General features: G+C 67.9%; 14 protein-coding genes. 11 read left to right on the top strand and 3 right to left on the bottom strand.

The features are described 5' to 3' along the window. Positions 1 to 184: 184 nt before the first annotated feature. The 3 genes from DDV73_RS10020 to DDV73_RS10030 all read left to right on the top strand — a co-directional run bounded on the left by DDV73_RS10020 (position 185) and on the right by DDV73_RS10030 (position 2352). Positions 185 to 1189 (top strand): hypothetical protein, encoded by a 1005-nt coding sequence (locus DDV73_RS10020; protein WP_154402689.1) that lies wholly within the window; start codon positions 185 to 187, stop codon positions 1187 to 1189. Further along, positions 1179 to 1760, top strand: coding sequence for a hypothetical protein (locus tag DDV73_RS10025; protein ID WP_154402690.1), 582 nt, complete (start codon positions 1179 to 1181; stop codon positions 1758 to 1760). The genes DDV73_RS10020 and DDV73_RS10025 overlap by 11 nt, the downstream gene beginning before the upstream one ends. Positions 1761 to 1941: 181 nt before the next feature. Next, on the top strand, positions 1942 to 2352 hold the full coding sequence (locus DDV73_RS10030) for a VOC family protein (protein WP_109507082.1): 411 nt from the start codon (positions 1942 to 1944) through the stop codon (positions 2350 to 2352). Between the two features lie 29 nt (positions 2353 to 2381). Here DDV73_RS10030 and DDV73_RS10035 read toward each other — a convergent pair whose 3' ends face one another. Continuing rightward, positions 2382 to 2522: a class I SAM-dependent methyltransferase gene (locus tag DDV73_RS10035; RefSeq protein WP_240617210.1), complete on the bottom strand. Its 141-nt coding sequence runs from the start codon at positions 2520 to 2522 to the stop codon at positions 2382 to 2384. Then, positions 2522 to 2836, bottom strand: a complete 315-nt coding sequence (locus DDV73_RS10040) for a hypothetical protein (protein WP_109507083.1) — start codon at positions 2834 to 2836, stop codon at positions 2522 to 2524. The genes DDV73_RS10035 and DDV73_RS10040 overlap by 1 nt, the downstream gene beginning before the upstream one ends. Positions 2837 to 3471: 635 nt before the next feature. On the opposite strand from DDV73_RS10040, the gene DDV73_RS10045 reads away from it, so the two are divergent. Both DDV73_RS10045 and DDV73_RS10050 read left to right on the top strand, forming a co-directional pair. Further along, on the top strand, positions 3472 to 9840 hold the full coding sequence (locus DDV73_RS10045) for a hypothetical protein (protein ID WP_154402691.1): 6369 nt from the start codon (positions 3472 to 3474) through the stop codon (positions 9838 to 9840). Next, a complete protein-coding gene (locus DDV73_RS10050) occupies positions 9837 to 12044 on the top strand; it encodes an MBL fold metallo-hydrolase (RefSeq protein ID WP_109507085.1) in 2208 nt (735 codons plus the stop codon). Before DDV73_RS10045 ends, DDV73_RS10050 begins: the two co-directional genes overlap by 4 nt. A 120-nt stretch (positions 12045 to 12164) precedes the next feature. Here the strand turns inward: DDV73_RS10050 and DDV73_RS10055 are convergent, their stop codons facing one another. Continuing rightward, complete coding sequence (locus DDV73_RS10055; protein ID WP_154402692.1) at positions 12165 to 14210, bottom strand: DNA methyltransferase; 2046 nt, start codon at positions 14208 to 14210, stop codon at positions 12165 to 12167. A 352-nt stretch (positions 14211 to 14562) separates the two neighbouring features. Between DDV73_RS10055 and DDV73_RS10060 the strand changes: the two genes are divergently transcribed. The 6 genes from DDV73_RS10060 to DDV73_RS10085 all read left to right on the top strand — a co-directional run bounded on the left by DDV73_RS10060 (position 14563) and on the right by DDV73_RS10085 (position 24315). Further along, positions 14563 to 17070, top strand: a complete 2508-nt coding sequence (locus DDV73_RS10060) for a DISARM anti-phage system protein DrmE domain-containing protein (RefSeq protein ID WP_109507087.1) — start codon at positions 14563 to 14565, stop codon at positions 17068 to 17070. Positions 17071 to 17079: 9 nt separating this feature from the next. Then, on the top strand, positions 17080 to 20748 hold the full coding sequence (locus tag DDV73_RS10065; RefSeq protein WP_109507088.1) for a helicase-related protein: 3669 nt from the start codon (positions 17080 to 17082) through the stop codon (positions 20746 to 20748). A 2-nt stretch (positions 20749 to 20750) separates the two neighbouring features. Further along, positions 20751 to 22571 (top strand): hypothetical protein, encoded by a 1821-nt coding sequence (locus tag DDV73_RS10070; RefSeq protein WP_109507089.1) that lies wholly within the window; start codon positions 20751 to 20753, stop codon positions 22569 to 22571. A gap of 192 nt (positions 22572 to 22763) precedes the next feature. Next, positions 22764 to 23027 carry a hypothetical protein gene (locus DDV73_RS10075; RefSeq protein ID WP_109507090.1) on the top strand — a complete coding sequence of 88 codons (264 nt, stop codon included), beginning with the start codon at positions 22764 to 22766 and terminating at the stop codon, positions 23025 to 23027. After that, entirely contained in the window at positions 23024 to 23902 is an 879-nt protein-coding gene (locus tag DDV73_RS10080) for a DNA/RNA non-specific endonuclease (protein ID WP_109507091.1), read from the top strand. The genes DDV73_RS10075 and DDV73_RS10080 overlap by 4 nt, the downstream gene beginning before the upstream one ends. After that, complete coding sequence (locus DDV73_RS10085; protein WP_154402693.1) at positions 23899 to 24315, top strand: hypothetical protein; 417 nt, start codon at positions 23899 to 23901, stop codon at positions 24313 to 24315. Before DDV73_RS10080 ends, DDV73_RS10085 begins: the two co-directional genes overlap by 4 nt. The last annotated feature ends 108 nt before the right edge of the window (positions 24316 to 24423 follow it).

Raw genomic sequence — 24423 nt, forward strand, 5'->3', positions numbered from 1 at the left:
ATGCGGCGGGCTCCAACGGTCGCCGCCTGGCCGCCCCATGCCCTTTGACCTACGACCGGGTGACTGAAGGGCGGCGGGCTGACAGCGTCCCGAACATCAACCGCTCCCGACCGAGTCGCCACCCGGCGGATGTGCCTTAAGGTCTGACTCGTCAGACAGGCGGCGGCACTCGGGAGGCTGGGCTGTGGCGGGCGCAGACGTAGCGGAACTCGCGGCTGCCCTCGGCGCGGTGTCCAAGCACCTGGACCATGCGGTCGCTGGCGTGAAGCGGGCGCGGCAGTTGGCACGCGAGTCCGAGCAACGCATGGGCCGCGCTGGGCTACGCCGCATCGCCTTCCGACTGCGCGACGTCGTCGGCGACCTCGGAAAGTGCGGCCAGATCGTGCTCGCCCAGCAGACGGCGGTCGCCGACACCACCGCCCGGGTGAACGCCGTCCCCGACGGCGCCACCGCCGAACGGGTCATCACCGCCCTCGAACCGGCAGTCGCAAGCCTCCGCGAGGTCCCCAGTCACCTTGGAACGGCGACCACGAGCCTCCGCCGGCTACAGGAGACGGTCGCCGACATCCTGCGGGGCAGCAAACCAGAGCGACTTATCGGCCTGCTCAGCGACGTCGAGACTCGACTGCGGCAGGCGTCGGGTGCAGCCACCGAGGCCACAGCCCGCGCCGAGACGGTCCTCGCGAGCGCCCGCGCCGCTGGCCGGCTCGACGTGCCAGGCATAGGTGGACTAAGACCGACATCGTCAGATCCGCCAGCCAAGCAGCGACGCGAACGCCCGGCATGGCTCCAGCGGACCGACCTCGGCCACCAGTTCAATCTCGACGACCATCCGAACTACGAGCTAAACGAGATCCGCCTCACGACCGGCAAACGGATGGACTCCTACGTGCACGGCGAAGAGATCGTCGAACGCAAGTACACCCAGTTAGCCGAGGTCGAGGAGGCCACAGCCATCGGCTACCTACGCTCCACCTACAGCAAGTACAAAGAGGGCAACTACATTGATTCCACGCCACGCAACCGCGAGCTCTCTCCCGAGCTGGTTGGGAAGATGACAGAGGGTGATCTGGTCTTGAAGGTGCCAGTGCAGAAGGCGCCCGTCCCGGATCGGGTGATTGAGGCGGCCATCGAGCTTGAGATCGAGATCCGCGACACCGAAGGCAGGAGCTATCCCGTTGAGGACTGAGCCGATCTATTGCCAGTTGTGGAACGCGCAGCTGCGTAAGCCGATCTACCCGGTCACTGCCGACCAGGCCCGCAAGCGGGACGAGCAGGCCCGCGCGGGCAAAGACGTTGAGCACTACGCCGTCGTGTTCGGCGACCCAGCGCTCCCGGACGCCTACCTCAACATCGTGTGGGAGAACGACCACATCGGCGTATGGTTCCCCGACGCTGACGGCCGGCCGACCATGAATTGGAAGCTCACCCAGGTCGGCGACCGGATGTTCCTGACCGGGGTCACGCACTGGCTGTACCCCGATGGTGCTGGCACGAAGCTCCGAGACGCTCTCGCGATCAGTTCGCGCTACTTCAAGCCCGACGGACTGTCAGAGCATCAGTTCAAGAACAAGGAGACCGGCCACACCACGGTAGTGGAGAAGAAGGACGTCCCCCTTGAGGGTTTCTGGGCGCCGGTGCCGACCTTCGAGGAGATCACCTACGAGTGGATCCCGGAGTGGATCCGCGAAGCAGGCAAGGACATTCGCAGCAAGGGCGCACTGACGCGCGATGAGATCCTCGCCTATGCCCCAGACTGAGCACCCCTAGCCGCGACGCTGTACATCTTCGCGCCGCGTGGCTGTCATGCTGAAGTGAGTGTCGGGGCGGTCCGCACGCTGGACTGCATGAGCCCCTGCTGACACCTCGGCATGCTCGCAGCGGCGAGGTCTTGTGCCGAGGCGGTGACATATTCCGCGGTGACGGCTCTATCGTCGGTCCATGACCACTCGACTGAACCCCTACCTCAGCTTCGCGGGTGATGCCTCGGACGCCCTGGCGTTCTACCAGGACGTGTTCGGCGGCGATCTCACGGTCAACCACTTCGGCGACTTCGGCACCGACGACCACGGCGTGGGTGACCAGGTCATGCACGGCCAGCTGGAGACAGCGTCTGGCCTCACGCTGATGGCCGCCGACATGCTACCGGGCGAGACGTTGCGGCCCGGCAACAACCTCGCGATCAGCCTCACCGGGGACGATACCGAGGAACTGCGCGGCTACTGGCAGGACCTGTCGGACGGAGGGACCGTGACGGTCGAGCTGGCCACCCAGCCGTGGGGCGACGAGTTCGGGATGTGCGTCGACCGGTTCGGGACCTCGTGGCTGGTCAACGTCGCCGGGGGCGGCTGAACTACCGGATCCACGCTGCGCCCGGTCGGTCAGCCTGTCCGTCGGTACCGGAGGTTGGTGGTGCCGCGGCCCGCGGCGGACCCCTTGCGCTCGAACCTCGTCACCGGCCGCTCGATCCAACGCTCGACCACGCCACCCTCGAGCGCCAGCTCGGCATCGAGCACCTGCACTATCTGCTCGGCGTACCCGGCCCAGTCCGTGGCCCATCCACGAGCCCTGCCCAGTACGCGCCGTCGTGGAGAACCTCAGCCTGAGCCACTACCGACATCGAGTGCTGCAGTGCGCCGTCCGACAGTGACTCTCGGGTGGTGGTGCGCAGGATCGAGGCGCCAAGCGCCTGGCCCTGACGGTGAACCGTGGTCCGTGGACGTCGGGAGACCACATACAGATGAGTGTTGCTCAAGGCCAATAGCAGTTCGGTGTTCATCAGCCGCCGCTGGTAGGTGTGCAGTGGTGAGAGGTCGTACGAGATCGTCCCGGCCATGGACTGACTTTAGTGACGCCTGAACCTCTGACGCGGCCCCACGCGCTCAGGTCGACCTCGACCGCAAGGTGACAGGCCTGTATCCGGACCTGCCCAGCATCGTCCATGCCGAGCCGTCGCACGAGGTTGTCCCAGTCGGTGGCGTCGCGCAGGGTCGCGGTGGTGATGACGCCGCCTCTCGTGGGCCGATCGCCAGGCGATCTCCGGGTCGCCAGGCATTGATGAGCAGACGGATGGGGGTGGGCCGTCGCGCAGACCGCCTACGCCTGACCGGGAGGCACCCGCGGGCTGGCGGGACCCATCACCCGTCCCCGACCGGGCCACAAACCCCGACAGATCAGCCCCGTGGCCACGCACGCCGTCCGCGCCGTCGTCTTCACCCGCGAAGACGCCCAGCCCTGTGGGCGTGCGTAGACGATTGTGACGCCTGCCGAGCCTGGTCGAAGCAGGACATCGGCGACCTTCGCTGCTCGACCAGCTTGGGGGCGGGGAACGCGCCGACCTTCAGGGCGTCGACGACCAAGCTGCGCGGGTGGCACGTCAATACACACGCCTGCCCCGAGTTCTGCTCTCTCGCCGTGAACTGTCCCCCCTCGGGTCTAGAGTCGCGTGCGTAGCCAACCTGGGGAGGTCCGGTGAGCAGGCACCGCAGCAAGCATCACCACGATCACGCGGAATTGGCAAAGGGAATCGTGCCTCCGGACGGCTGGCCTACCGCCGAAGACATCGCTGCCGTCTACGACGTCGCAGCCGCGCATACCGCCGCCATCGAGCATCTCCATGCCAACTTGATGCTCGACTTACTCAAGTCGCTTCCGGTCGGCGTGCGCGGTGAGGTCCTTCGTGCTATCCAGTTGCCCCGCGCCAACAAGGTCAACCGGGGCATGGCAACGGCGCTGGTCAATCAACTCCGCAGAACGAGCCCCGGGTCAGAGGCAGTTGAGTCCATCGTCCGACCGCTCCACATTGCGTTTTTCCACGTCGACCTCACCGGCGATCAGTGGAGGACTCTTCTATCCGGGGACCAAAGCACCATCCGCGGGCTCTACCAGGACCAGGACCTGCTGATGCGGACGCTGACGGCGGCCGCTTCCTACCTCGAGGACGAGTTCCTGATCCTCGGACTTCTCGACGCCGTGAACACTTCACCAGTTGCCGCAGCCGCGCTCTCGTTCCTGGCCTATGCGGAGCCGGACGCCGCCGCGGCTCACGCGGAGCTCTCGGCATTGTTCCCTGATCTGCCCCCGATCAGCAGCCGCTGGCTGCGCGACGTCTGCCCTGAAGCGCTCATGGACGACAAGCTCGCCCAGCCCCAGGAGACCGAGATCGGCATCGCCACCGGGCACGCGGCGATCAACGCCCACCAGGACGCAGCGGTCTCCGCCGCTGCGGAGAACAGCAGCCCCGGACCAGCGGATGTCGACGGCACGGTTGAGCCGGTGCCAACATCGGCAGACCTCGACGCGCTCGTCCGCCTGGAAGGCAAACTCGACTGGAAACGTGCCGCAAACCTGGCGAACGAGTTCGCCGAACTGCTTGACGACGCCCGCGCCCCCGAGGTCGACGACGTCACCGAACTCCACGAGTTCACCACCGAGGCCCAACGTCTCGCGCGCAGACTCAGCCACCTCACCCGCAGTGCAGTACCGGCCTCCGCCGACGCCCTCGATGCCTCCCTGGAGGCCCTGCGCCGCAGTCACCTGAACCACAGCAAGATCGCCGCACTTACCACCTGCTCTGGCCCCGCCACCCTGGCCGCCGTGCTCGCCGTCATCCGCAACCTGGCTGTCGCGGCACTAGCGGACCTCGGCGAGCACGACCTTGGCGAGCACGCCGACGCACTGGCCGCTCTCCACGACCTAGCCATGCTCGGGCAGGCACGCAAGAATGGCGAGGACATCGACTTCGTCGTCATGGCCGACCTCGAGGCAATCATCCGTGCTGGCTTGCCCGCAGAGGCCTACCCGGCCACAATGGCGGCCGTCGCTGGCGACCTGACCCTTGCGCTGCAGCCGAACGACCCCGAGGGCAGTCAGCCTGATCCCGACGCCACAGAGGCGCTTCCCGACGAGCACGTGGACGAGCGCCGCAGCGGCAGCGCGGTTGCGCCCAAACGCGCTACACCATCCGCCCTGAGAATCGAGGCCTCAGCAGTCGAGGACGCGGCACACCCCGACGCAGCCTCCGGCGTTGACGACGACGGTGCGACCGCGGCAGCCGCCGACCCCATTCAGCCAGAGGCATCACACACCGACCAGCTTGGCCGCGCTCCGAACGACGCACACCCCTCACTGGCGACCAGCGAACGGGACACAGCAGGGGAGCCTGTCGCAGAGCCTCCCGTTGTCGAAGCCGGTGATATCGACCTCAGCCAACTCGACGAGCTCCTTGCCGCCGGCGCCGCACCCGACCTGGTTCGCCGCATGCCCGCGAAATCACCGAGCGCCCACGACAGCCGCACGGACGCCCCAAATGACACCACCCGCAGTCCCGAGCCCCGAGAACCCAGCTCGCCCGCCGACGACGACCTCGACGAGCAGCTCGCGGCCGCCGAGGTCAGGGCTCTCGCTCAAGCACGTTACGGTCTCGCCTCCCTGCTCCACGCGGACCGGTCCCAAGTCGCCGCCCGCCGCATTGCCGCGTACCAGGCACACCTGACCTCCGCCACTGGAGGGCTCGCAGCCGCGTTCTCCCAAGAGACAATCCACGTCCACCGCGGCGACCTCGGGCACGATCGACCCGGCCATCTCCTCGCTTGGGCAGCGGCCGCCCGCGTCGCCATCGTTGCACCCGCGTCAGGCGCAGCCGCCATCCTCCAAGATCTTGCTCCGTGCGTCGCCGCCTATCCCGCACTGACCCGCATCGGAAGCGAACTCGCTGCCGCGTCCCGCGCCGGAGCCATCGCATTGCCGGATGTGGCTGACCAGGTCTCCGCGCAGCACAGCGCCGACTCCCGCGCCGCCGGCCTGGCCCAGCAGGCACGCAGCCTGCTCGAGGATGCCACCCAACGCACCGTGAAGTACGCACCGGCCAACGGCGTCTACCAAGCGTGGATGAGCGGCGGCGGCGTCCTCGGCCCGCTGCTGTCCACCGTCGCTGGAAACGACCCCAACTACGCCGCCAATGTCCGGGAACAGGTCATCGGGCTGCTGCCAGTCGTAGACCGGAGCATTGACGACACCTTCCATGACCAACGCCGCCGCAACGGCCGGGCAAAAATAGTCGCCGGCGCCCGCAATACCCTCACCCAGCGCTACCAGGAAGCCCTCGACCTGTGCGGCCAGTGGGCGGATGCAGCCACCACCAGTGTCGAACTGCGCGACCGCGACCGCGGCCGCGGCAACGCTCGATCGGCCCGGCCGATCGAGAAGCTCCGACGAGGTATCGAAGGAGTGCGCGAGGAAGGCCTCGCCGAACTCGACAGCATCCGTGAGCAGGCACCCGATACGCCAGACGGACGACTCGAAGCAGCCGCCGCGGCCGCGTGCCTCGTCATGCTCACCGACACGTTCGCCACCTGCGACGGACGACCCCCACGCGGCCCGGAACCGACGCCCGGCTGGGTGCTGCACTGCGACCTCGTCGGGACCGACGTGGAACTGGCCGCCGACACCCTAGAGCCACGTGCCAGCATCGCGGAGGTGACTCAGCTCGCCCAGCTTCTCGCCGCCGGCCCTCCGATCAGCGATGAGGACGCCTATGGCCATCGGGCCGAACGTGGCGAACACGACATCACGGCCGCCCATGTTGCCAACCTCGAGGCCGTCAACCCCGTCGCGGGTCAGCTCCTTCGCACCCGCCGTGAAGCCGACGTGGCCGAACGTCGCGCCAACCTTGCCGATCAACTCGACCAACTGTCCGCAGATATCGACCAGCGCCGTCAGGTTGCCACCCTGCCCGAGGACGTCTGGTCGGCCCTGTCGGCCGATATCGAGGCACTGCGCGCCCCTGCCCGCCGCGATTTCGGCCGCATCGAGCACGAGGTCGCCCGCATCAACGACACCGTCGACAAGTGCGGACTCGAGCTCGTCCACGAGACTCGTGGACGCATCGAGGAGAAGGCGGCTGAGAACCAAGCCGTCGCCGCAAACAAGGACACTCTGCTGGGCTTCGTCGACGCGGGCGACGTGGCCGGTGCCGAGGAGTACCTCGAGGTGCTCACCGCCGGCGGCACCCTCCCGGACTTCCGTGGCGTCGGAGACCACCTCCGCCGCTTCTTCCCGGCGGTGCCGGATCTCGCTGCCCGGCACGCCGACCTCCTTCCCGACCTAAGGTCGGCCCTCGAAACCGGCAAGCTCACCACACCCGTCGCCGCACTAGTCGACGCTGCCGGCGTCACCCTGACTGACAACATCGAGACGTCGCGACACAGCGCCACCCGCGCGCTCGGTGCGTGGGGCAAGCTGGCCAGCAGCCCCAACCAGCGCGACATCGACGCTCCCGGCGCGCTCCGCTGGGTTCTCGAGACCTGCGGGCTGGAGTTCGCGACCGCCGAGGTCCAGACACGACGCAATCAGGCACAGAGGCAGTGGGTCCAGCTGAAGGGCGTAACGGGCGTTGGCTACGCGCTGTCCCCGTCGTTGGGCAGCCAGATGAGCCCAAGCGGCGCCACACTTCGTGTCATGCTGACCTGGAAGAAGGTGCCCCCGGCCACTTTGATCGAGTGGGTGCGCGACGGGCAGCAGGACACCACAGTCGTGGTCCTCACGCTCGGCGGAAGTTACAGCGCCGCTGAACGACGCGCGTTGGCCAACGCTGCGCGCGGCCAGTCCCGACCGGTCGTTATCGTGATCGATCCTGCCGCTCTCAGCTACCTTGCGGTACAGCCTGAAGCCCTCCGATCGACCCTCGCCCAGATCACACTTCCGTTCACCGCAGACTCCCCCTACCGCGACATGGCTGGCGACACCGCGCCCGAGATGTTCTACGGCCGCACCATGGAACGGGACGCGGTGATGGATCTCAACGGACCGTCATTCGTCTCCGGTGGGCGCCAGCTCGGCAAGTCCGCGCTCCTGCGAGACGCCGCCCGAAAGTTCAACAATGGCGACACTCGCCGTGCCGTATTTCGGGAGATCCGCGTCGTCGGCGCCGACAATGATCCCGAACAGCTCTGGCCGATGCTCCAAGCGAGCTTGCACGACGCCGACATCACACCCGCGCCCATCGGGCACGTGACCGCCGAGAGTGTGGGCGCCCTCATCCTCGAATGGCTTGAAGATGATCTCGAACGGTCTTTGCTCATCCTCATCGACGAAGCCGACAACTTCCTGACCGCCGACGCCGACGGGAACAAGTTCACCCAGGTATCGGCCTGCAAGAGGCTGATGGACGAGGCCGAACGGCGAGTGAAGTTCGTTTTCGCCGGACTGCACCGCACCGCCCGGTTCGAGTCGCTGGCCAACCAGCCGTTGGCCCACTTGGGTCGCCCGATCGTCGTCGGTCCCCTCCGGCCGCAGGCAGCACACGACCTGCTCACCCGGCCCCTGGCAGCGCTCGGCTACACCTTCAACGATCCCGTGCGGCAGCCCGCCCGGATCCTCGCGGTCACCAACAACGTCCCCTCGCTGCTGCAGCTGTTCGGGCGCGCACTCATCACTCACCTGACCAGCCGGGAGGTCGTCCAAGGACCGCCCGAGGTCATCAGCGACACCGACATCGACGCCGTCCTCGACGACACCGACCTGCGTGAGGGGTTCCGCGAGAAGTACATCCTCACGCTCAACCTCGATCATCGATATCTGGTGATCGTGTACGTCGTCGCACTCGCCGCCCACGAGCAGGGCGTCGACGAAGGTCTCACCGTCAACCAGCTCGCCGAGCAGTGCCGGTCGTTCTGGCCTGCCGGATTCGCCACGCTCGGGATCGACCACCTCCGGGGCCTGGTTACCGAATGCTGCGACGTCGGCCTCCTCGCACTGAACCAGGGTCGGTATCGGATGCGCACTCCGACCGTGCTCAGGCTGCTCGGCAACGCCGAGGCGGTCGTGGACGTTCTCACCACCGCGGAGGAGCGGCTAAAGCTGCCGTCCCCATTGACCGCCCAGTCGCACCGCCAGCTGCTCCACAAGTCAGGGCACCGATCGCCGCTGACCGCCCGACAGATCGCACAGATCTTCAGTCGACGGCCCCAGACACTGTTGGTCGTCGGCACGGAGGCCCTCGGCATCAGCTGGGTCGCCACCTGCCTCGAACAGGTTCAGCACGACGGACGATCCGGCGGAGCCGACGTACGCAGGCTGTCAAACCCGACTCCGGCCGGGCTGCTCACCCTCGCCGGTCGAGTAACCAAACCCACCGTCCTCATCGCAGATGTACGCACCAAGGGCCCGGCACACGTGGGTGCCCTTGTCGACGCAGTGGACGCCACCCACGACGCTGCCCATTGCCCACTCACCGTGGTGATCGTGGCCGACACCAGGTCCGCGCCGCGGTGGGCTGGGTCAGGGGACGTTCTCGAACTCACTCGGGTCGACGCCGCCGGTCTCAGCCTTTGGATCGACGAGGAGAACGCGCCGTACCACACGCCCGAGGATCAAGCGGACCTTCTGCAGCTCACCGGAGGCTGGCTTCACCTCGTCGAACGCGCCATGGCCGCAACCGGCGGCGCCGTGGTCGCCCGAGGCCGCGGCAACATCGACGATCTCCGCGGACAGCTCGTGTCAGAGGGTGGCGCCGCGGAGCTCCTCACTAGCGCCGGGGTCGGCCGCGGCGACAGCCAACCCGTGACGGTGGCCTTGCGCGCCGCACTCGACATCGTCGCCGACCTCACCCGCGACGGCGGCGCGCCCATGGAGGTTCTCACCGAGCTGCTCGACGACGCCGACACCGACGGGCGGCTCGACCGGCTAGCCCTAGCCGCCGGGTTCGCCAAGACCGATGACGCGCTGCTGGTCCTTCGCGCTATCGGGCTCCTCGACGTCGACACCGTCGGAAACCTCACTGTCGAACCGACCCTCAACGCTGCAAACGCCACGCTCACTTCCGGACAGGCGGGCCCGTGACAGACGACCCCGCACCCGAGGCCGCCCAGGCCGAGGCAGAGACCGAAGCTGAAGCGTTCACGTTCATGGCCGAACCAGTCCAGGCGGCACTCCGCGCCGCGTCCGCGGTTGTCGGCACCAGACCTGGAGTCGAGGGAGTCGACGCCGTGGCAACGATCGCTAGGACCCGACAACTCTTGGACCTCATCAACTCCGCGCCCGCTCTGCGTGCCGTCGTGACCCAAAGGCTCGCCGCCGCCACACCCGAACACCTCAACGACCCCCACGTGCGGCAGTTGCTGGCCACCGACTCCACCGTCGCGGCCACGGGGGTCAAACAAGTAGAACAACTTCTTGACGAAGCCCGCCGCGCCGCGCGCACCCAACGGCGTGCCACCCGGAGGGCGAAACGTGGGACCGCCACCGAACGAGAAAGGAGACGCGAGTCCAACCGGCTCGAGCGATACAGGGACGAACGCAACCGCGCGAGGCGGCAGGCAGAGCAACTCCAGCGCGAACTCTCCGGAGCGCGCGACGACCTCGCGAGCCTCGCTGCGAGCCTCGACCACGCCGTCAACTCACGCGACACGACAGAACGTCAACTGGACACGCTCCGCGCCTCGCTAACCAGCACTCGGCAGGTGGCACAGCTGCTCACCGACGCACTGGCCAAGAGGGAGCCCGAACAGTCCGCCGACCCGGTGCGCGACTACACCTACGGCACCGACTCCGACGGCGATGAGAAGGAAGACATCCACCCGATGCTCGGCCGAGCCGTCGCGACCCTGCCCGAGGGTCTGCGCGCCACCGCGCTGGCCACGTTCGCCCAGATTGTTGGCGCACTCGCGCATCCGCCGCGCCTCACCGGCCTCCAAGACCGGTCACTGCGCGTCGACGTACTCGGCGGCGGCAACGAGATCGGCGGTTCCAGCGTGCTCATCACCGCTGCGGGCACCCGCATCCTGGTCGACTGCGGCACCCGACCCGACGGACACGACGAGAAGACCCTGCCCCCAGCCGGCATCGACCGCGCCCTCCAGGCACCCCTTGACGCCGTCATCGTCACCCACGCACACAATGACCACGGCGGCTGGGTCCCCGCACTCGTCGCCGCGCAGCCCGATCTCCCGATCTTCACAACCTCCGCCACAGCGGACCTGCTGAGCACCATGTGGCTCGACTCCGCCAAAGTGCTGGCCAGAAACGTCGAGACGCGCGAGAAATGGACCGGTGGCATTCTCCCGCCATACAGCGTCGGCGACGTCTACCGGGCCGTCGACCGATTCATCGAAACTCCGTTCGGTCGTGTCGTCACCCTTGGCAATCTCACCGTCGAACTGTTCCGCGCCGGCCACATCGTCGGTGCCGCCGGGGTAGTGGTCACCGCGGGTGGGCAGCGCGTTGTGGTTACTGGGGATGTGTCCAAGTCTGGCCAGAAGACCGTGAAAGGGATCGAGCTTCCGTCGTCGGCGATCGGAGCAGATCTGATGCTCCTGGAGTCGACGTACGCTGATAGCCGCCACCTCGAGACCCGCGGCCAGGTCGTAGGCAACTTCATACGCGACGTCACCCGCGTCGCCGAACGAGGAGGCGTCGCACTCGTCCCGTCGTTCGCTCTAGGCCGGGCACAGGAGGTGGCATTGCTGTGCGCCGAGTACCTACCCGGGGTCGACGTACTGGTAGACGGTCTCGCACGCGACGTCAGCGACGTCTACGAACGGCACCCAGGCCCGTCCGGCACTAAGATCGAAGTCTTCTCCGGCCGCGTCCGCAAGGTCGGACCCGGTGAAACCAGCCTTGAGGTCAGCCGGTTCAGGTCAGGCGTTGTGATCGCTACGTCCGGGATGCTCACCGCGGGCCCCGCCGTCGCTTGGGCACGGCGTGTGCTTCCTGACCCGAACTCGGCACTCCTGGTTGTCGGCTACCAGGATGCGGAGTCGCCCGGCGCCCGACTCCTGAAACTGGCTGTCAACGGCGGCGGAGTGTTCGACCTCCCCCGGCAAGGCGGAGGGACCGAACAGGCAGAAGTGCACGCCAAGGTCGATCAGTACCAGCTCGGGGCACACGCCAACGCCGACGAGCTCGCCGTGATCGCTACCGAGGCCGGGCCCAAGAATCTCATGCTCGTGCACGGTGCGGAGGTTGGACAAGCAAAGTTCGCGGTACGCCTGCGGACAATGGGTCAGCGGCCCGTTCTGTCGGGCGTTTGGACACCACCAAACTAGCCTCTATCCGGCTCCTTTCCACGCCGCGCGCCGGGCTGCTGCGCAGATCAGGCGTACCAAGTAGGCCGCATCAGGACCCGCACGACACAGCTGAATCGACTATGCAGCCTGCCGTTGAATTTAGCCGCGGCCCCACGACCTGAGAGCGTCTGAGGCCGCACGGTCTGCCTTCGCGGCGAGCTCGATCCAGTCCGGACTCACTTCGCGGGTTCCTTGCGCCAGGACCCCTGCCCTGACCGTTGAGACCACGTCGGCCGTGCCCAGGGCCAGGCCACCAATGCGGAGTGCGGCCAACTGCCGGACGGCGTCGGCGCGCGCTTGCGCCGGCGTGCGGGCCACCACAGTCACCTGCGAGCGTTTGCGGCAGACAACGATCACGTCGACCCGGTTCGGGGCGGCCGCAGCCACCTTCGTCAGGCTGGTGGTCACCTCAGCCACAGTCGGCCGGACCGCGGTCACGACCAGTGCGGCGTCGGACAGGGACGCCATCAGCGCAGTCCAGCCGGCCGTGCGGGATTGGTGGAAGCTGAACACCAGCAGCCCGTCGTCGACCATTACCCGGGCGCACTCAGTCCACACGCGGGCAGCCATCGTCCGGAACGCGTCCGCGGATGCGTTCTGCACCTCGGCCTGATCCCGGGTGCTCTCCCGGGACGGGTAGCCTGCGTGCGGGCCGATTGGCCGCATCCACGCGTGGAAGAAGTCCGCGAGCTCGGAGTAGTGCACGTTGTCGATGTACGGCGGGTCGGTCACCACCAGCGATACCGACCCATCTGGAAGGTCGGTGGTGCCACCGTCGCCGGTGGTCACGTACGCCGCATTCGGGTCGGCTGCGAAGTCGGCCCACGTGCCAACGATCCGGTGCCCGATCGGCGTCGACTGCCCGGTGACGTTGACCACCCGTCCGTCCCGCTCGATCAGGTCGACCGGGTCAGCCTTGTACTGTCCGGCTGCGGTCAGTCGGCTCAGCGCGTCCGCGAATCCTCCCGACCCGCCGGCGCTGCCCCACGGGTTCCCCTCGACCGAACAGCGTTCCGGCCGCAGCACATGGTTGTGGAAGATCGACCGGACCGGTCCGGTGCCCTCGCCCTTGAAGGAGCAGAACAGGTTGTGGTGCTCAAGGGTCTTCCCGAAGGCGGCCGCAAGCGCCTCGCGTCCCGATCCGTGGCCGGGCAGGTCCCGGATGGCTGCGCCGATCCGGCCCAGCGCGTACGCTTGCCGGTCGTTGAAGAACCCGGCCCACGTGCGGTATCCCCAGCGGAGCGCCTGGACGGTGTTCGCGCCGTCCTCGATCGTCCCGTCGGGTAACACCAACTCGCCGGGTCCGGCGTCCACGAAGAGTTTACCGGCCCGGTCGTAGAGGGCGAGGTCGAACTCGTCGATCGGCCGGTACTCGCGTCCGGCTGGGATGCGGACCACCTTGGCGTACATCCGCCGGGTTGGCGGGATACCGCAGAGGGCGTCCAGAACTCGGCTACGGTGACCGTTCTCGCAGACCAGGTACCGGCCCGCGTTGCCGCCGACCTGTACCGGCCCGGCAAAGCCGAAGTCCCGTTTGCAGCCCGCGCAATGGCCCGCGGTGTCTGTGCACAGGTCGATCGGGCAGACTGCGTGACAGGTCGGGCAAGTGGCCTGCGCCCGTGGGAACCGGCTCGGGTAGGCGTGCTTGGCGAATACGTAGTTGGAGAACAGCTCGACCTCGACCGCACAGGTGGGGCAGGCCGTCACTGCGACCCAGAAATAGTGCAGGACCGGGGCACCGTCGACGGCGACGTGCAGCGCGTCCAGGTCGGCCCGGCATGCCCGCTCCACTTGCTCGAACAGTCGCTCGAGCTCGTCGAGGTCCCACGGGGCCAGCGCCTGCCGTTGGGTCAGGGTGGCGACCGGATTGATGTCGCGTCCGATCACGCGGGCACCGAGCTTGGCCGCCTCGACCAGCGTGGTGCCGGAGCCGGCGAACGGGTCGTAGACGACCATGCCCGCGAGGGTGTCCGGCCGCGGACTGCGGGCCCGGTCCGGTCCGGCTGCGGCCGTCAGCAGGTGCCGGAACACGCTGCCCAGACGCCGTGCCCACCACTTGTGCACGTAGGTGGCGGGACGATGCCGTTCCTTGCGCCACGACTCGTGCTCGGCGATACGGCTCCAGACCGCGGGCAGAAAGCGCAATTCCAATGCCGTAAGGCGGGGCCGCCGTATCCCGTCGCGACGGTCCTCGATCGGCACCGCGCTCACCCCTTCGTCTCAATGCCACCGTCCGGTCGTCGGCCGTCGGAGCCATCATCACGGTCGGCGCGGACACGATAGTTGCACGTCCGCCCGGCGTCTGGGGCAAGATTCTCGTCCACCGTAGGCCGCTGGCTCCGCCGCCCGGGCGCGGCACGCCGCCGATCACGCCACCTGTGGCCACGCCCGGCCCCGGCGCCTGGGGGGACGTCTTGTCCGGTTCGCCTGTGTGTGTCCGTGTCGATGGCTAGGGTGACCTCACGCTTCTCAAGGGAACCCACGAGGGGGTGCATTGGTGGGCTATCTGGACACTCTCGTGCCCGCGGACGCCAACCCCCGTGATCTCCTCGAACGCCTCGACGCGCTTGGCGTCACCGACGATGGGCACCGCGTCCAACTCGGATCCGCCGACAGTGCCACGTTCAACCTGGTCCGGCTGGCGCTCGCCGCCGACCGAGACGTCTCAATGCACTTGCCCCGCGGCCTTCACGACGTGTCTGTGATGCTCGGCGTGTACCTGCAACTGATGCGACGAACCGCCCGTGTCATCGGCCGGCCGCGCGACTGGTTCGACGGGCCGATCGTGATCATTGCGCTCAACCGCAACCTGACCGGCCGTCTGCGGCGCATCCGGATCGACGGAAAGCCACTCTCGGAGGCGTTGGCGGCGCGCCGCGTCCGGGGCGACGGTCAGGTGACCGACCTGCGGGGCAACATCGGCCCCGCCACCGACTACCTCGACGGGCTGCTGTACCTGAACACGTCACTGGGCTGGCCGTCCCTGGGCCAGGTCCGACCGGGCGTGGTCGTCATCGACCGCACCAGCTTCAGAAACCCGCGCACCCTCGACGACGCGTTCGCTTGGGCGCACGCGCACCACAGCGCACGCACCGTGCTCCTCGGCGACATCGGCGACATCGGCTCCACCCCTAGCCCGGCAACCTGGCCACGCAAGGACGGTCAGGGCGAGGGTGGCCAAGCCGGGTCGCCGAGCGACGAGTGGGTTCGGTGGTCGTGGGCGCCGGACCTGCGCACCGACCTGACCTACGAACTCGGCAGCGCTAGCCCGTGCGGCCCGCTGTCCACCAACGCTCTGACTTCCCTGGCGCCCGCGCCGATCGGGGTCGCGCTCTACCAGGCCCCCGCCCTGTCCCGGCTGCGGCGCCGAGCCCTGGCCGGCATTATGGCTGCCCGCCGGGTCGGCGCGCCCCTGCCCCGGCAGGTCGCGGACGCAGTCACCCTCGTCAACCACCTGACCCGTCTGTGGGGCGACGTAAGGACTGCGAACCAGTGGGCGGTCGCCGACCCCCGCGGAACGTCGGCCGCCACCTTGGCCCGAAACCTGCGCGGCGCCCGGCCCGGCGACTTGCCCCGGCTCTGGCATACGTTCGCCGAATCCCGTTGGGCCGAGTTTCGTCACGATGTCATCTCTCTCTCCGACCTGCTCACCGAACACAACCCGCGGCTGGACCTGCTGCTGTCCCTGCTCGACTGGGCTCACGCCGAACGACCAGGCGCTCAGGTCACCGTGCGGGCCGCGAGCCAGGCCACGGCCTTCGCTCTGATCGAAGATCTCGGCAGCCGCCGACCCGACCTGGTCGACGTCCTGACCGCCGCCGACCAGGACACCGCCGCGGTGCGGGTCGTGGCGTACAGCAAACGGCTGCGGTGGGCCGAGCAGCCCAGCCTCGAGCTGCACCTCGGGGTGCCCGCCCCTTGGCGCCGCAGCGCCCTGATCTCGGCTGAGGCATCCGAACAGATCGTGGTCCTCGACCCCGACGAACGTCCTTGGCTTGATCGGCTCACCAGCAATCTTGCTGCCGACTGCGCCATCGACGCCCACCTGACCTGCGCCACGCTCCACCTCGGAGCACTCCCAGTGTCCTCCTGGGAGCCCCCACGAACCGTGTACGGGCCGCTGGCCATCGATGACCGCGGCACCGACGTCGACGCCGCGATGCCTCCCGCACCCGGGCTCGACCTGGCGGGGCTGCTCGCCGCGTTTGACGACGTCGTTACCGAGATCCGCATCGCCCCCGCCATCGATGACCCGGCCGCACCAGTCCGGCTGGTTCCGGCCCGGGCTGCGGTAGTGGCACCGGGCGACCAGCAGTACTGGCTGCCGGCCGACGCGCGCGCCGAAGTGCTCGCCGGCGACCGATACGCCGCGGTCGCGGTAGCCGACCTGACCGCCGGCGTTTCCCTTCTCATCTCGCGCGGCGAGGGCCGCGAAGGCATCTACCTGCGACTCCAGCAGGTCATCCACGCCGAAGCCGACGTGATGGCGCTCTCGATGATGCTCGGCCGGTTCCGACGTGCGGTCCGCGCGCTGCACGACGAATATGGCACTTGGGACGCCGTAAAGGACACCTTGGCCGGCCGCGGCAGCCGCATCACCACCGGTCAGACATGCCGGCTTTGGGCGACCGGTGAGGTGATTGCTCCCGACGATATCGGCGACATCCGCCGGGTTGGGCTCGCGGTCGGCGAGGACGCGTTGACCCTCGACGGAAACTGGCAGCGGCTCGGCCTGATCGCCGACGAGCTCCGGAAGCTGCATCGCCACCTCGGCAAGCTGCTCTCCGCGGCAATCAGCGAGGCCGCATCCGGGCAGCCCGGACCCAACCTCGCACGCCTGTCCCACCTGTGCGGTGGCATCGACACCGCCGAGGTCCTCGAAGGTTTCGAAGTACGCCGAGTGCTCTCGGTCGGACCCACCTCCCTTGTCCCCAGCAACCTGCTACGCCGACTGCAGCCCCACCCCACCCTCACCAACCGCGACGCGCGTCGGTCCACGACCTAGGAGCACCCGTTGCCAGACACTGCCCGCCGCGCCCCGTCCGCACCCACGGACGCCAGCCCGAGGAACCGGAGCGAAGCCGCCGTCACCGACTGGCTCATCGACCGGCTCGCGGCCCGGCTCGCCGACCGCGTCGGGCAACGGCACGCGCCGCCCTGGGAACCGCGGCAGAACGTCCTCGTCGGCGTCCTCGAACCGATCCGGGTTCGGCCGGCCGCCGCCCCGAGCGAAGACACCGAGGAGAGCACAGACGGCGGCACAGACGGGGGCAAGGACGGCGGCCCGACTACAGAGACTGTGGTCAAGCCGGCTGGCGAGATACCCAGCCTGGGTGTGGACTTCCGGCTCGCCGTCGACGCCGGGGTCGACGCGGTCGACCTGGACGTGGAGGTTCGGTTTGCGCTGTACCTCGAGGAGATCGCCACCCTCGCCGAACAGCTCAGCTACATCGGCGCCGCCGACCCTGCCCTCAGCAAAACATCCATCGGCACGGAGGCGGCCGGGCCTGGACTGGAGTCGGCCTCCGAGGAGGCCGGCGCGGCAGCGGTGGCCGAGAAGCCGAAGGGACGACGGGCCAACAAGACTCGGCTGCTGGGCGCCTGGCGGCGCTACAACGCCGATGTAGGCACGGTGACCATCACGGTCCCCCTCGACGGCGGTGTCGTCACCCTTGACGAACACCTCACTGCCGCAGCTGCAGCCCTCATCGCGCCGCACTACGAAAGCCCGAACGCGATGCGACCCTTCACCCGCGGCCGCAACGAGATCCCCCGCGACGCGCTTGCCAACGAAGCCGCGCTCGCCGCCGCGGTCGAGGCTGCACTTGACCGTGACTGGGTTCCGACCATCCCACACTTGACCCTGGCCGCGTTCGCGCAGCCGCTCGGCGACGGCGAGTATTTGGTCAGCGTCACCCTGCGGAACGCCACCGAAGTCATCGGCCGCAACATCCAGGACTTCTCCGTCTACGACTGCTCCCTGGCCGTCCACCCCGGCGCTGGCTCCCGAATCGTGCCACAACGGTTCGACCTGGCCCCCAACGACTACAGGCTTGCCGAGGATGCCGACGTCATTGGACGTGGCACGTCGTGTGTCGCCGTGGCGACCGGGCATGGCGGGATCCGCTCCGAGACGCTGCCGGTGCACATCCAGTCAGTCACCGTGCCCCGCACCGGGCACGTCGCGGATCCCGAATGGGCTGCGCTGGCCGCCGACCCGACCCCGATCCTGCGGTCCGTCCAGGACGGCATGGAGACCTTCGCGACCGAGTTCACGAGATTCGTCGCTGCGGCCGCAGGCCAACCTCACCACGCCGACGCGCAACGTGAGCTCGACCAGTTCGCGGACGAGCTCCGCCGGTTCCGGCTCGGCCGCACCGTCATCAACGACGACCCGCACCTCGCCCATGCGTTCACCCTGGCCAACGAGGTTTTCGTTCGCGCTAATGCCGGTAAACCGTTCCAGACCTGGCGCCTGTTCCAGCTCGTCTACATCGTCAGCCACCTGCCCGCGCTCGCCGCCCGGGAAAACTCCGACCCCGACTTGCGCGCCGAGCTCGACCACGTCGATGTTCTCTGGTTCCCCGCCGGTGGCGGCAAGACCGAGGCCTACCTCGGGCTCATCATCACAGCTCTGTTCTACGACCGGCTCCGCAGCAAGGACGCCGGCGTCACCTCCTGGCTCCGGTTCCCGCTCCGGATGCTGTCAGTTCAGCAGCTCGCCCGAATGCTGCGCGTCCTGGTCATCGCCGAAAACCTACGCACGGAACTCGATATCGGCTCCCACGACGCGGACCCGTTCGCGCTCGGCTACCTAGTCGGCGGTCGCGGGACCCCGAACAAGCTCGCGTGGCCGGCAACGTGGTGGCACGGCTGGGAGACCGAGGCACGACTGGCCGCCAAGGGCGACTTCATCGACGACCACCTCGAGGACCGACTCGTCACGAGCTGCCCGTACTGCGACCAGGAGACCGTCGTCCTCGACCTCGACGTAGACGCGGTCCGCATCATCCACCGTTGCACCAACTGCGATCAGACGCTTCCGCTGTACATGACCGACGAAGAGGTGTACCGGTACCTGCCCGCGGTCGTCATCTCGACCGTCGACAAGCTCACCGGATACACGTGGTTCGGCGAGTACACCGCATTTAGCCACGGTCCCGCCCACCGGTGCCCCGACCACGGATACTTCAGCTTCCCCCACCAGGGCACGTGCTTGGTCGGCAAGGACCTGTGCCCGCCGCCCAAGGGCGGCCATCCGGTCGCCGCGCCGATCAAGGACCCCGTGCCCTCTCTCACCATCCAGGACGAGATGCACCTGCTCAAGGAAGAGCTTGGCGCGTTCAGCGGCCACTACGAAGGCCTAATCGCCGAACTGCAGCGCGGCGGCCCCTCCGGGCTGCCGACCAAGATCCTGGCCGCATCCGCCACGATCGAGCAGTATCAGGACCAACTCCGCCAGGTCTACGGCCGATGGCCCCGTGCGTTCCCCGCACCCGGGTATGACCGCACCTTCAGCTTCTACACAGAGACGCTGCCCGACGTACGCCGCACGTTCGTCGGGATCCTCCCGAACTACCGACGCAAGGCCGACGTCGCGGCCACCGTCCAGTGCGAGCTGCTTGCGGCCGTCGCCGAGCTCCAGGACGACGGCGACCCGCTGGCGAAGCTCGGTGCCGACCCAACCCTGTGGGATACGCCCCCAGACCGGGAGGCCGTCCTCGACCTGCTCTTTTGCTACGAGGTGTCCCTGGGGTATGTGAACTCCAAGGCGCACGGCGCGAAGCTCGACGAGGAGCTCCGAAGCCTCTCCGACCGGCACGACTTCGAGGGCCGCGACGCCGTCGACCGGGTTGTTCTCACCGGTGAGGTACCCATCCCGGACCTGGCCGACGCGATCAGTCGGGTCCAAGGCGAACACCTGACGACGCCGCGGCGCGAACGCCTCCGCGCCATCGTGGGCACCTCGGTGGTCAGCCACGGCGTCGACCTCGACCGTCTCAACGTGCTCGTGCTCGCCGGAATGCCGACCACCGCCGCCGACTACATCCAGGTCACTGCACGCGCCGGACGCACCCACGCCGGCCTCGTCGTCACCGTCTACGACGCGTTCTCGCGCCGTGAACGGTCCCTGTTCAGCAACTTCGCTACGTACCACCGGTTCCTCGACCAGATGGTCACGCCGGTCCCGGTCAACAAGTACGCATTCTTCGTCGCCGACCGCACCGTTCCCGGTTTGGTCCTCGCACTCCTCCACGACATGGCCCGCGACCCCGGCCTCGGTGGACCCGCCCAAGGCGTCCGGCTCGCGAAAGATTTCCAAGGCTGGTGGAACTCGAGACGCGCCACTATCGACGCCCATATACGAGACCGGCTGCTCCGCTGCTACGAAACCCCGATCGATGGCGTCAACGACGCGATCATGGAACGCGAGCTCGGGCGACGAGCCATGGCCCGCTGGGTCGACGTCGAGTACAAGGCGCTGAGTCGGCCGGCCGAGGAAAACAACACCACCCAGCTGTTCAACCAGCCGCCGCTGCCGAACTTCCGCGACATCGACGAGCCCGCCGACTTCGGGGCCTACTTCCGCAGCAGGGACGCGTTCGAGGCCGTCACCGGCCAACGCAGCGGCCCGGCCGGTGCATCGACGGCTAGCCAAGCTGTCACCAGCGAGGAGGAGTAGCGATGCAACGCAGCCGCAGCCAAGTGCTGTTCAGCTACCTGCCCGGTGCCGTGTTCCGGCACGAGGACCGCATCTACGGCAGAGTCGTCGCCGTCGACGGCAGCCGTCTTACTTCGCTCAACGAGGCCGTCATCTACCAGGAGATCGCCACCTACCTGGACCAGTGGCACGAAGACCAGCGGCACGACCTGCCGCTGCCCCGGGCCGAACGGATCCGGGAGTACCGAATTCTCAAGCCGGAGGTCGTCAAGTTCGAGCTGTTCCCGCTCGTGTTCGAATGCAGCCGCCGGTCCTGCTCTCGGGTCCACACGTTCTTCCGGTTCGAGGATCTCGCCAACGAGCCCCGCTGCCGGCACTGTCACGGCTCGCTCCAGCAACTCCAGTTCTACAACGCACACAACTGCGGCCGGACCCGGCCGATCCGGGGCGCCAGGTGCGCCACGCACGGGTACGACCACATCACGTTCGACAACACCGGCAGCTTCACCTCTGCGACCTGGCGGTGTGCAGGCGCCGGCTGCAACGGCGCCGTCATCTCGCGGACCAACATGTCCCCGTGCAACTGCAACTCGTTCCCGGGTCCTGACGGCGTTGTTCGGATGCACGCCCACACGCTGGACGACTCCCGCGCCTACCGGGCCCACTACATCGACTTGATCAACATCGACTCGTCGGTCTTCCAGACCTACCAGGCGCATCCGGCACGCATCCGGATCGCCGTTGCGCACTACCTCGGTCTCCTCGACGGGATCCGCGAAGGGATCCGGGAAGCGGACACGTCCGACGACGGCACCAAACGGATGACCGCAGCCCAGTGGACCGTCAAGGAGCAGCAGTATCGCGACATGGGTCTCCCCGAGGACGACATCGCCAGCCTGCGTCGCACCAAGGGCCCCGTTGACTCCGGCATCGCCGCCCTGGATGGTGTCCCGTCCGCGATCCTCGAGCGGCTAGCCTCCCGGCGCCCGTTCTACGAGCGGGCCGCCGTTTACGACACTAACGAGGTCCGCCGCCTCACCTTGACCGAGCAGCTCGACCGCGCCCGAGCACGGCGCGACATGTTGCAGGCCGAAGCACTCGAGGCCGCCTCCGACTTGGCGGCCGCGATGGGAATCAGCGAGCTCGCGGTCACCTGGGAGTTTCCGATCGCCAAGGCCGCGTTTGGGTACACCCGGGAACGGCACGAGCCCGGCCAGGCAGCGCTGCGTGGTTTCCGACACCCCAAGCAGAACGACGGCAAGCACCCCGTGTACGCGGTGGCCAGCGAAACCGAAGCGCTCCTGGTCACTCTGTCGGCCCGCGACGTGATCGCGTTCCTAGCGCACGGTGGCGAGCACACCGGCGTCCCCAGTACCGAGCCCGAAGCCCGCCTGCAGATCCTCCAGATCTTCGCCGACGAGGACGTCCATCCGGCCCCGGCACGGACCGTCCGGGTCCTCGTGCATACGCTGAGCCACCTGCTGCTCCGCGGCCTTGACGACGGCCAGGTCGGGTTCGCCGAGTCCAGCCTCGCCGAATGGCTGGTCCCCGAAGCGCTCACATTCGGCGTCTACGCCAACACCCTCAAGGAGTTCACCCTCGGCTCACTGTGGACCCTGATCACCAACCGGGCCCTGAGCTGGCTCAACGACGTGGTGGCCCGCAGCGTCCGGTGCGAGAACGACCCGATCTGCTACCAGCGTCCGGAGCGTGCCTGCGAGAGGTGCTCTTACCTGACGTTCGGTTGCCGCCTGTTCAACGACGACCTCGACCGCCGGGTCCTTTACGACTTTCTGTTCAGCCGCGGCGTACTGCACCGCACCGACTGCCGCACGGGGCACTGACGCGTGCGCGAGGGGCAGCGGCAAAAGCCCGTCGGACACGACAATGGCCAGGTCGCTTGACCTGGCTATCGTTCGAGTCGAAGTCCCGCGACAGCACCTCCGAGTGCTCGAGCCCGCGATGTCGGGTCGGCTCTGGCCCGGGTAGGGTCACCTCTTGTCCGGTTTCGGGTATCGACCCTCGGGGGGTGTCGGTTGGCCAGCATCGTGGTGCAGATCCGCGTCCGGCTGGACTCCGCGAAAGCCGACGGCGGGCGCGCTGCGGACGCCCTTGCGACGGCCGTCCGCAACCTCGACCAGGCGCACGCACTGTTGTCTGGCGAGACTCTCGGCAGCAACGACCCGCAGCTGAAAGCAGCCACCGCGGCCGTACAACGACTCAGCGCCGAGGCCGCGAGGGCCTCCGCGCAGCTCAGGGACGCGTGCCGCCGCGCATCCGACTGGGGACACCAACTGTGAGCAGCGCCGACGTCGACGTGGTGCTCCGCGTCCTCGCCGACGCGATAGCCGCCGTCGAGACCGCCGAGAAGGCGCTCATCGAAGCCCACGCCGACACTAAGAAGGCACGCGACACCGTCGCCGACGTCGGCGGCTCACAACCGGGCCGAACCCTCGGCCCCTGCATCGACGACCTCAACAAGGCCGTCACCACGATCCAGCGGACTGGGCCGGTCACCGCCGCCATCAAACGCGAGATCGCCGCAGCAGCGGACCGCATCCGCGGCAACTCCGGTGGAACGGCGAGCTCAGGTGGGACTGGCGGACTTCAGCCCCCGACCACCGCGGCTGCGCTTACGGCGCCACTCGGGCCTAGTACCGCAGCAGACAGCGAGCCTGACCGGATCATGATCGAGCTGTCGTCGTCCGACCCCGAGCACGTACGGAAGCTCAACAAGCCTGAGCCCAACGCCACCATCATCGTCGACGGCCGGTTCCGCTACGAGACCGACGAGCGCGGACGCGTCACCAAGGCGACAACCACTCTCGACGTCATCGATCTGAAGCACCCGCGGTCCAAGCACGCGCAGCGGACACTGTCCGACAAGTTTCCCGGTGACGATGCGGGTCACCTGTTCGCCCGGATCTTCAAGGGGCCTGGGCAGAAGCTGAACCTGGTGCCGATGGAGGCCCTCGGCGTGAATCGGGGCGAGTACAAGTCGTTGGAAGCGGCGTGGCGGTCCGCACTGGAAGATGATCGCGAAGTCGAAGTCAGTGTCGAGCTCTCCTATGACGGGCCGACACGGCGCCCCGACTCTATCTATGTGACCTATGACGATGGCATAGAGAAGCGGAGCGTGTTCATCGAGAACGAACCTCAAGGAGGTAGCGAATGATCGAACAGGCGCAGGCCCAACTGGAGACAGTTGGTGCAGGAATTCTGCGGGCAGTCCCCGTTGACGGCTGGCGTGCAGCGAGCCTCCACCTCACGGGTGCTGCTCGGATGCTGGAGGCCCGACTGGTGGTGGTCGCTGATGACGGCGCAGAGGACCGTCGGCAGGAGATCGACAAGGACACGTTGCGTGCCTGCCATGCGCTCCGAAAGGCGATGTACAGCGAAGGTTCCGGAACTTGGTACAACGCAGTGATCACCGTCAACGCTAGCCGAGAGCTGGAGTCGACATTCGACTACGACGGCAAGCCGCTCGACGGACACGCCGTCTCAGAACTCCTCGTGGACGATCAGGCGAAGTACCCGCGTGACCCTGGACATCTGCCGGACTGGCACCCGTCGCGGGCCGCTACGTAAGCCGATCGGCGCCCGACTGGTCAGCTTCATCCGGCAGCACTACCGGCGGCCGAAGGCCTACGAGCCTCAGGTCGACGGCATCGAGTGAATCGACCTCGAGGTTCGGGT

Source organism: Nocardioides speluncae (genome assembly GCF_003121585.1).
Classification (GTDB): Bacteria; Actinomycetota; Actinomycetes; order Propionibacteriales; family Nocardioidaceae; genus Nocardioides; species Nocardioides speluncae.

Excerpts from the sequence above, each read along its gene's own strand:
- DDV73_RS10040 (WP_109507083.1), bottom strand. The coding sequence starts at position 2,836 with ATGGCCGGGACGATCTCGTACGACCTCTCACCACTGCACACCTACCAG.
- DDV73_RS10085 (WP_154402693.1), top strand. The coding sequence starts at position 23,899 with ATGATCGAACAGGCGCAGGCCCAACTGGAGACAGTTGGTGCAGGAATT.
- DDV73_RS10070 (WP_109507089.1), top strand. The coding sequence starts at position 20,751 with ATGCAACGCAGCCGCAGCCAAGTGCTGTTCAGCTACCTGCCCGGTGCC.
- DDV73_RS10030 (WP_109507082.1), top strand. The coding sequence starts at position 1,942 with ATGACCACTCGACTGAACCCCTACCTCAGCTTCGCGGGTGATGCCTCG.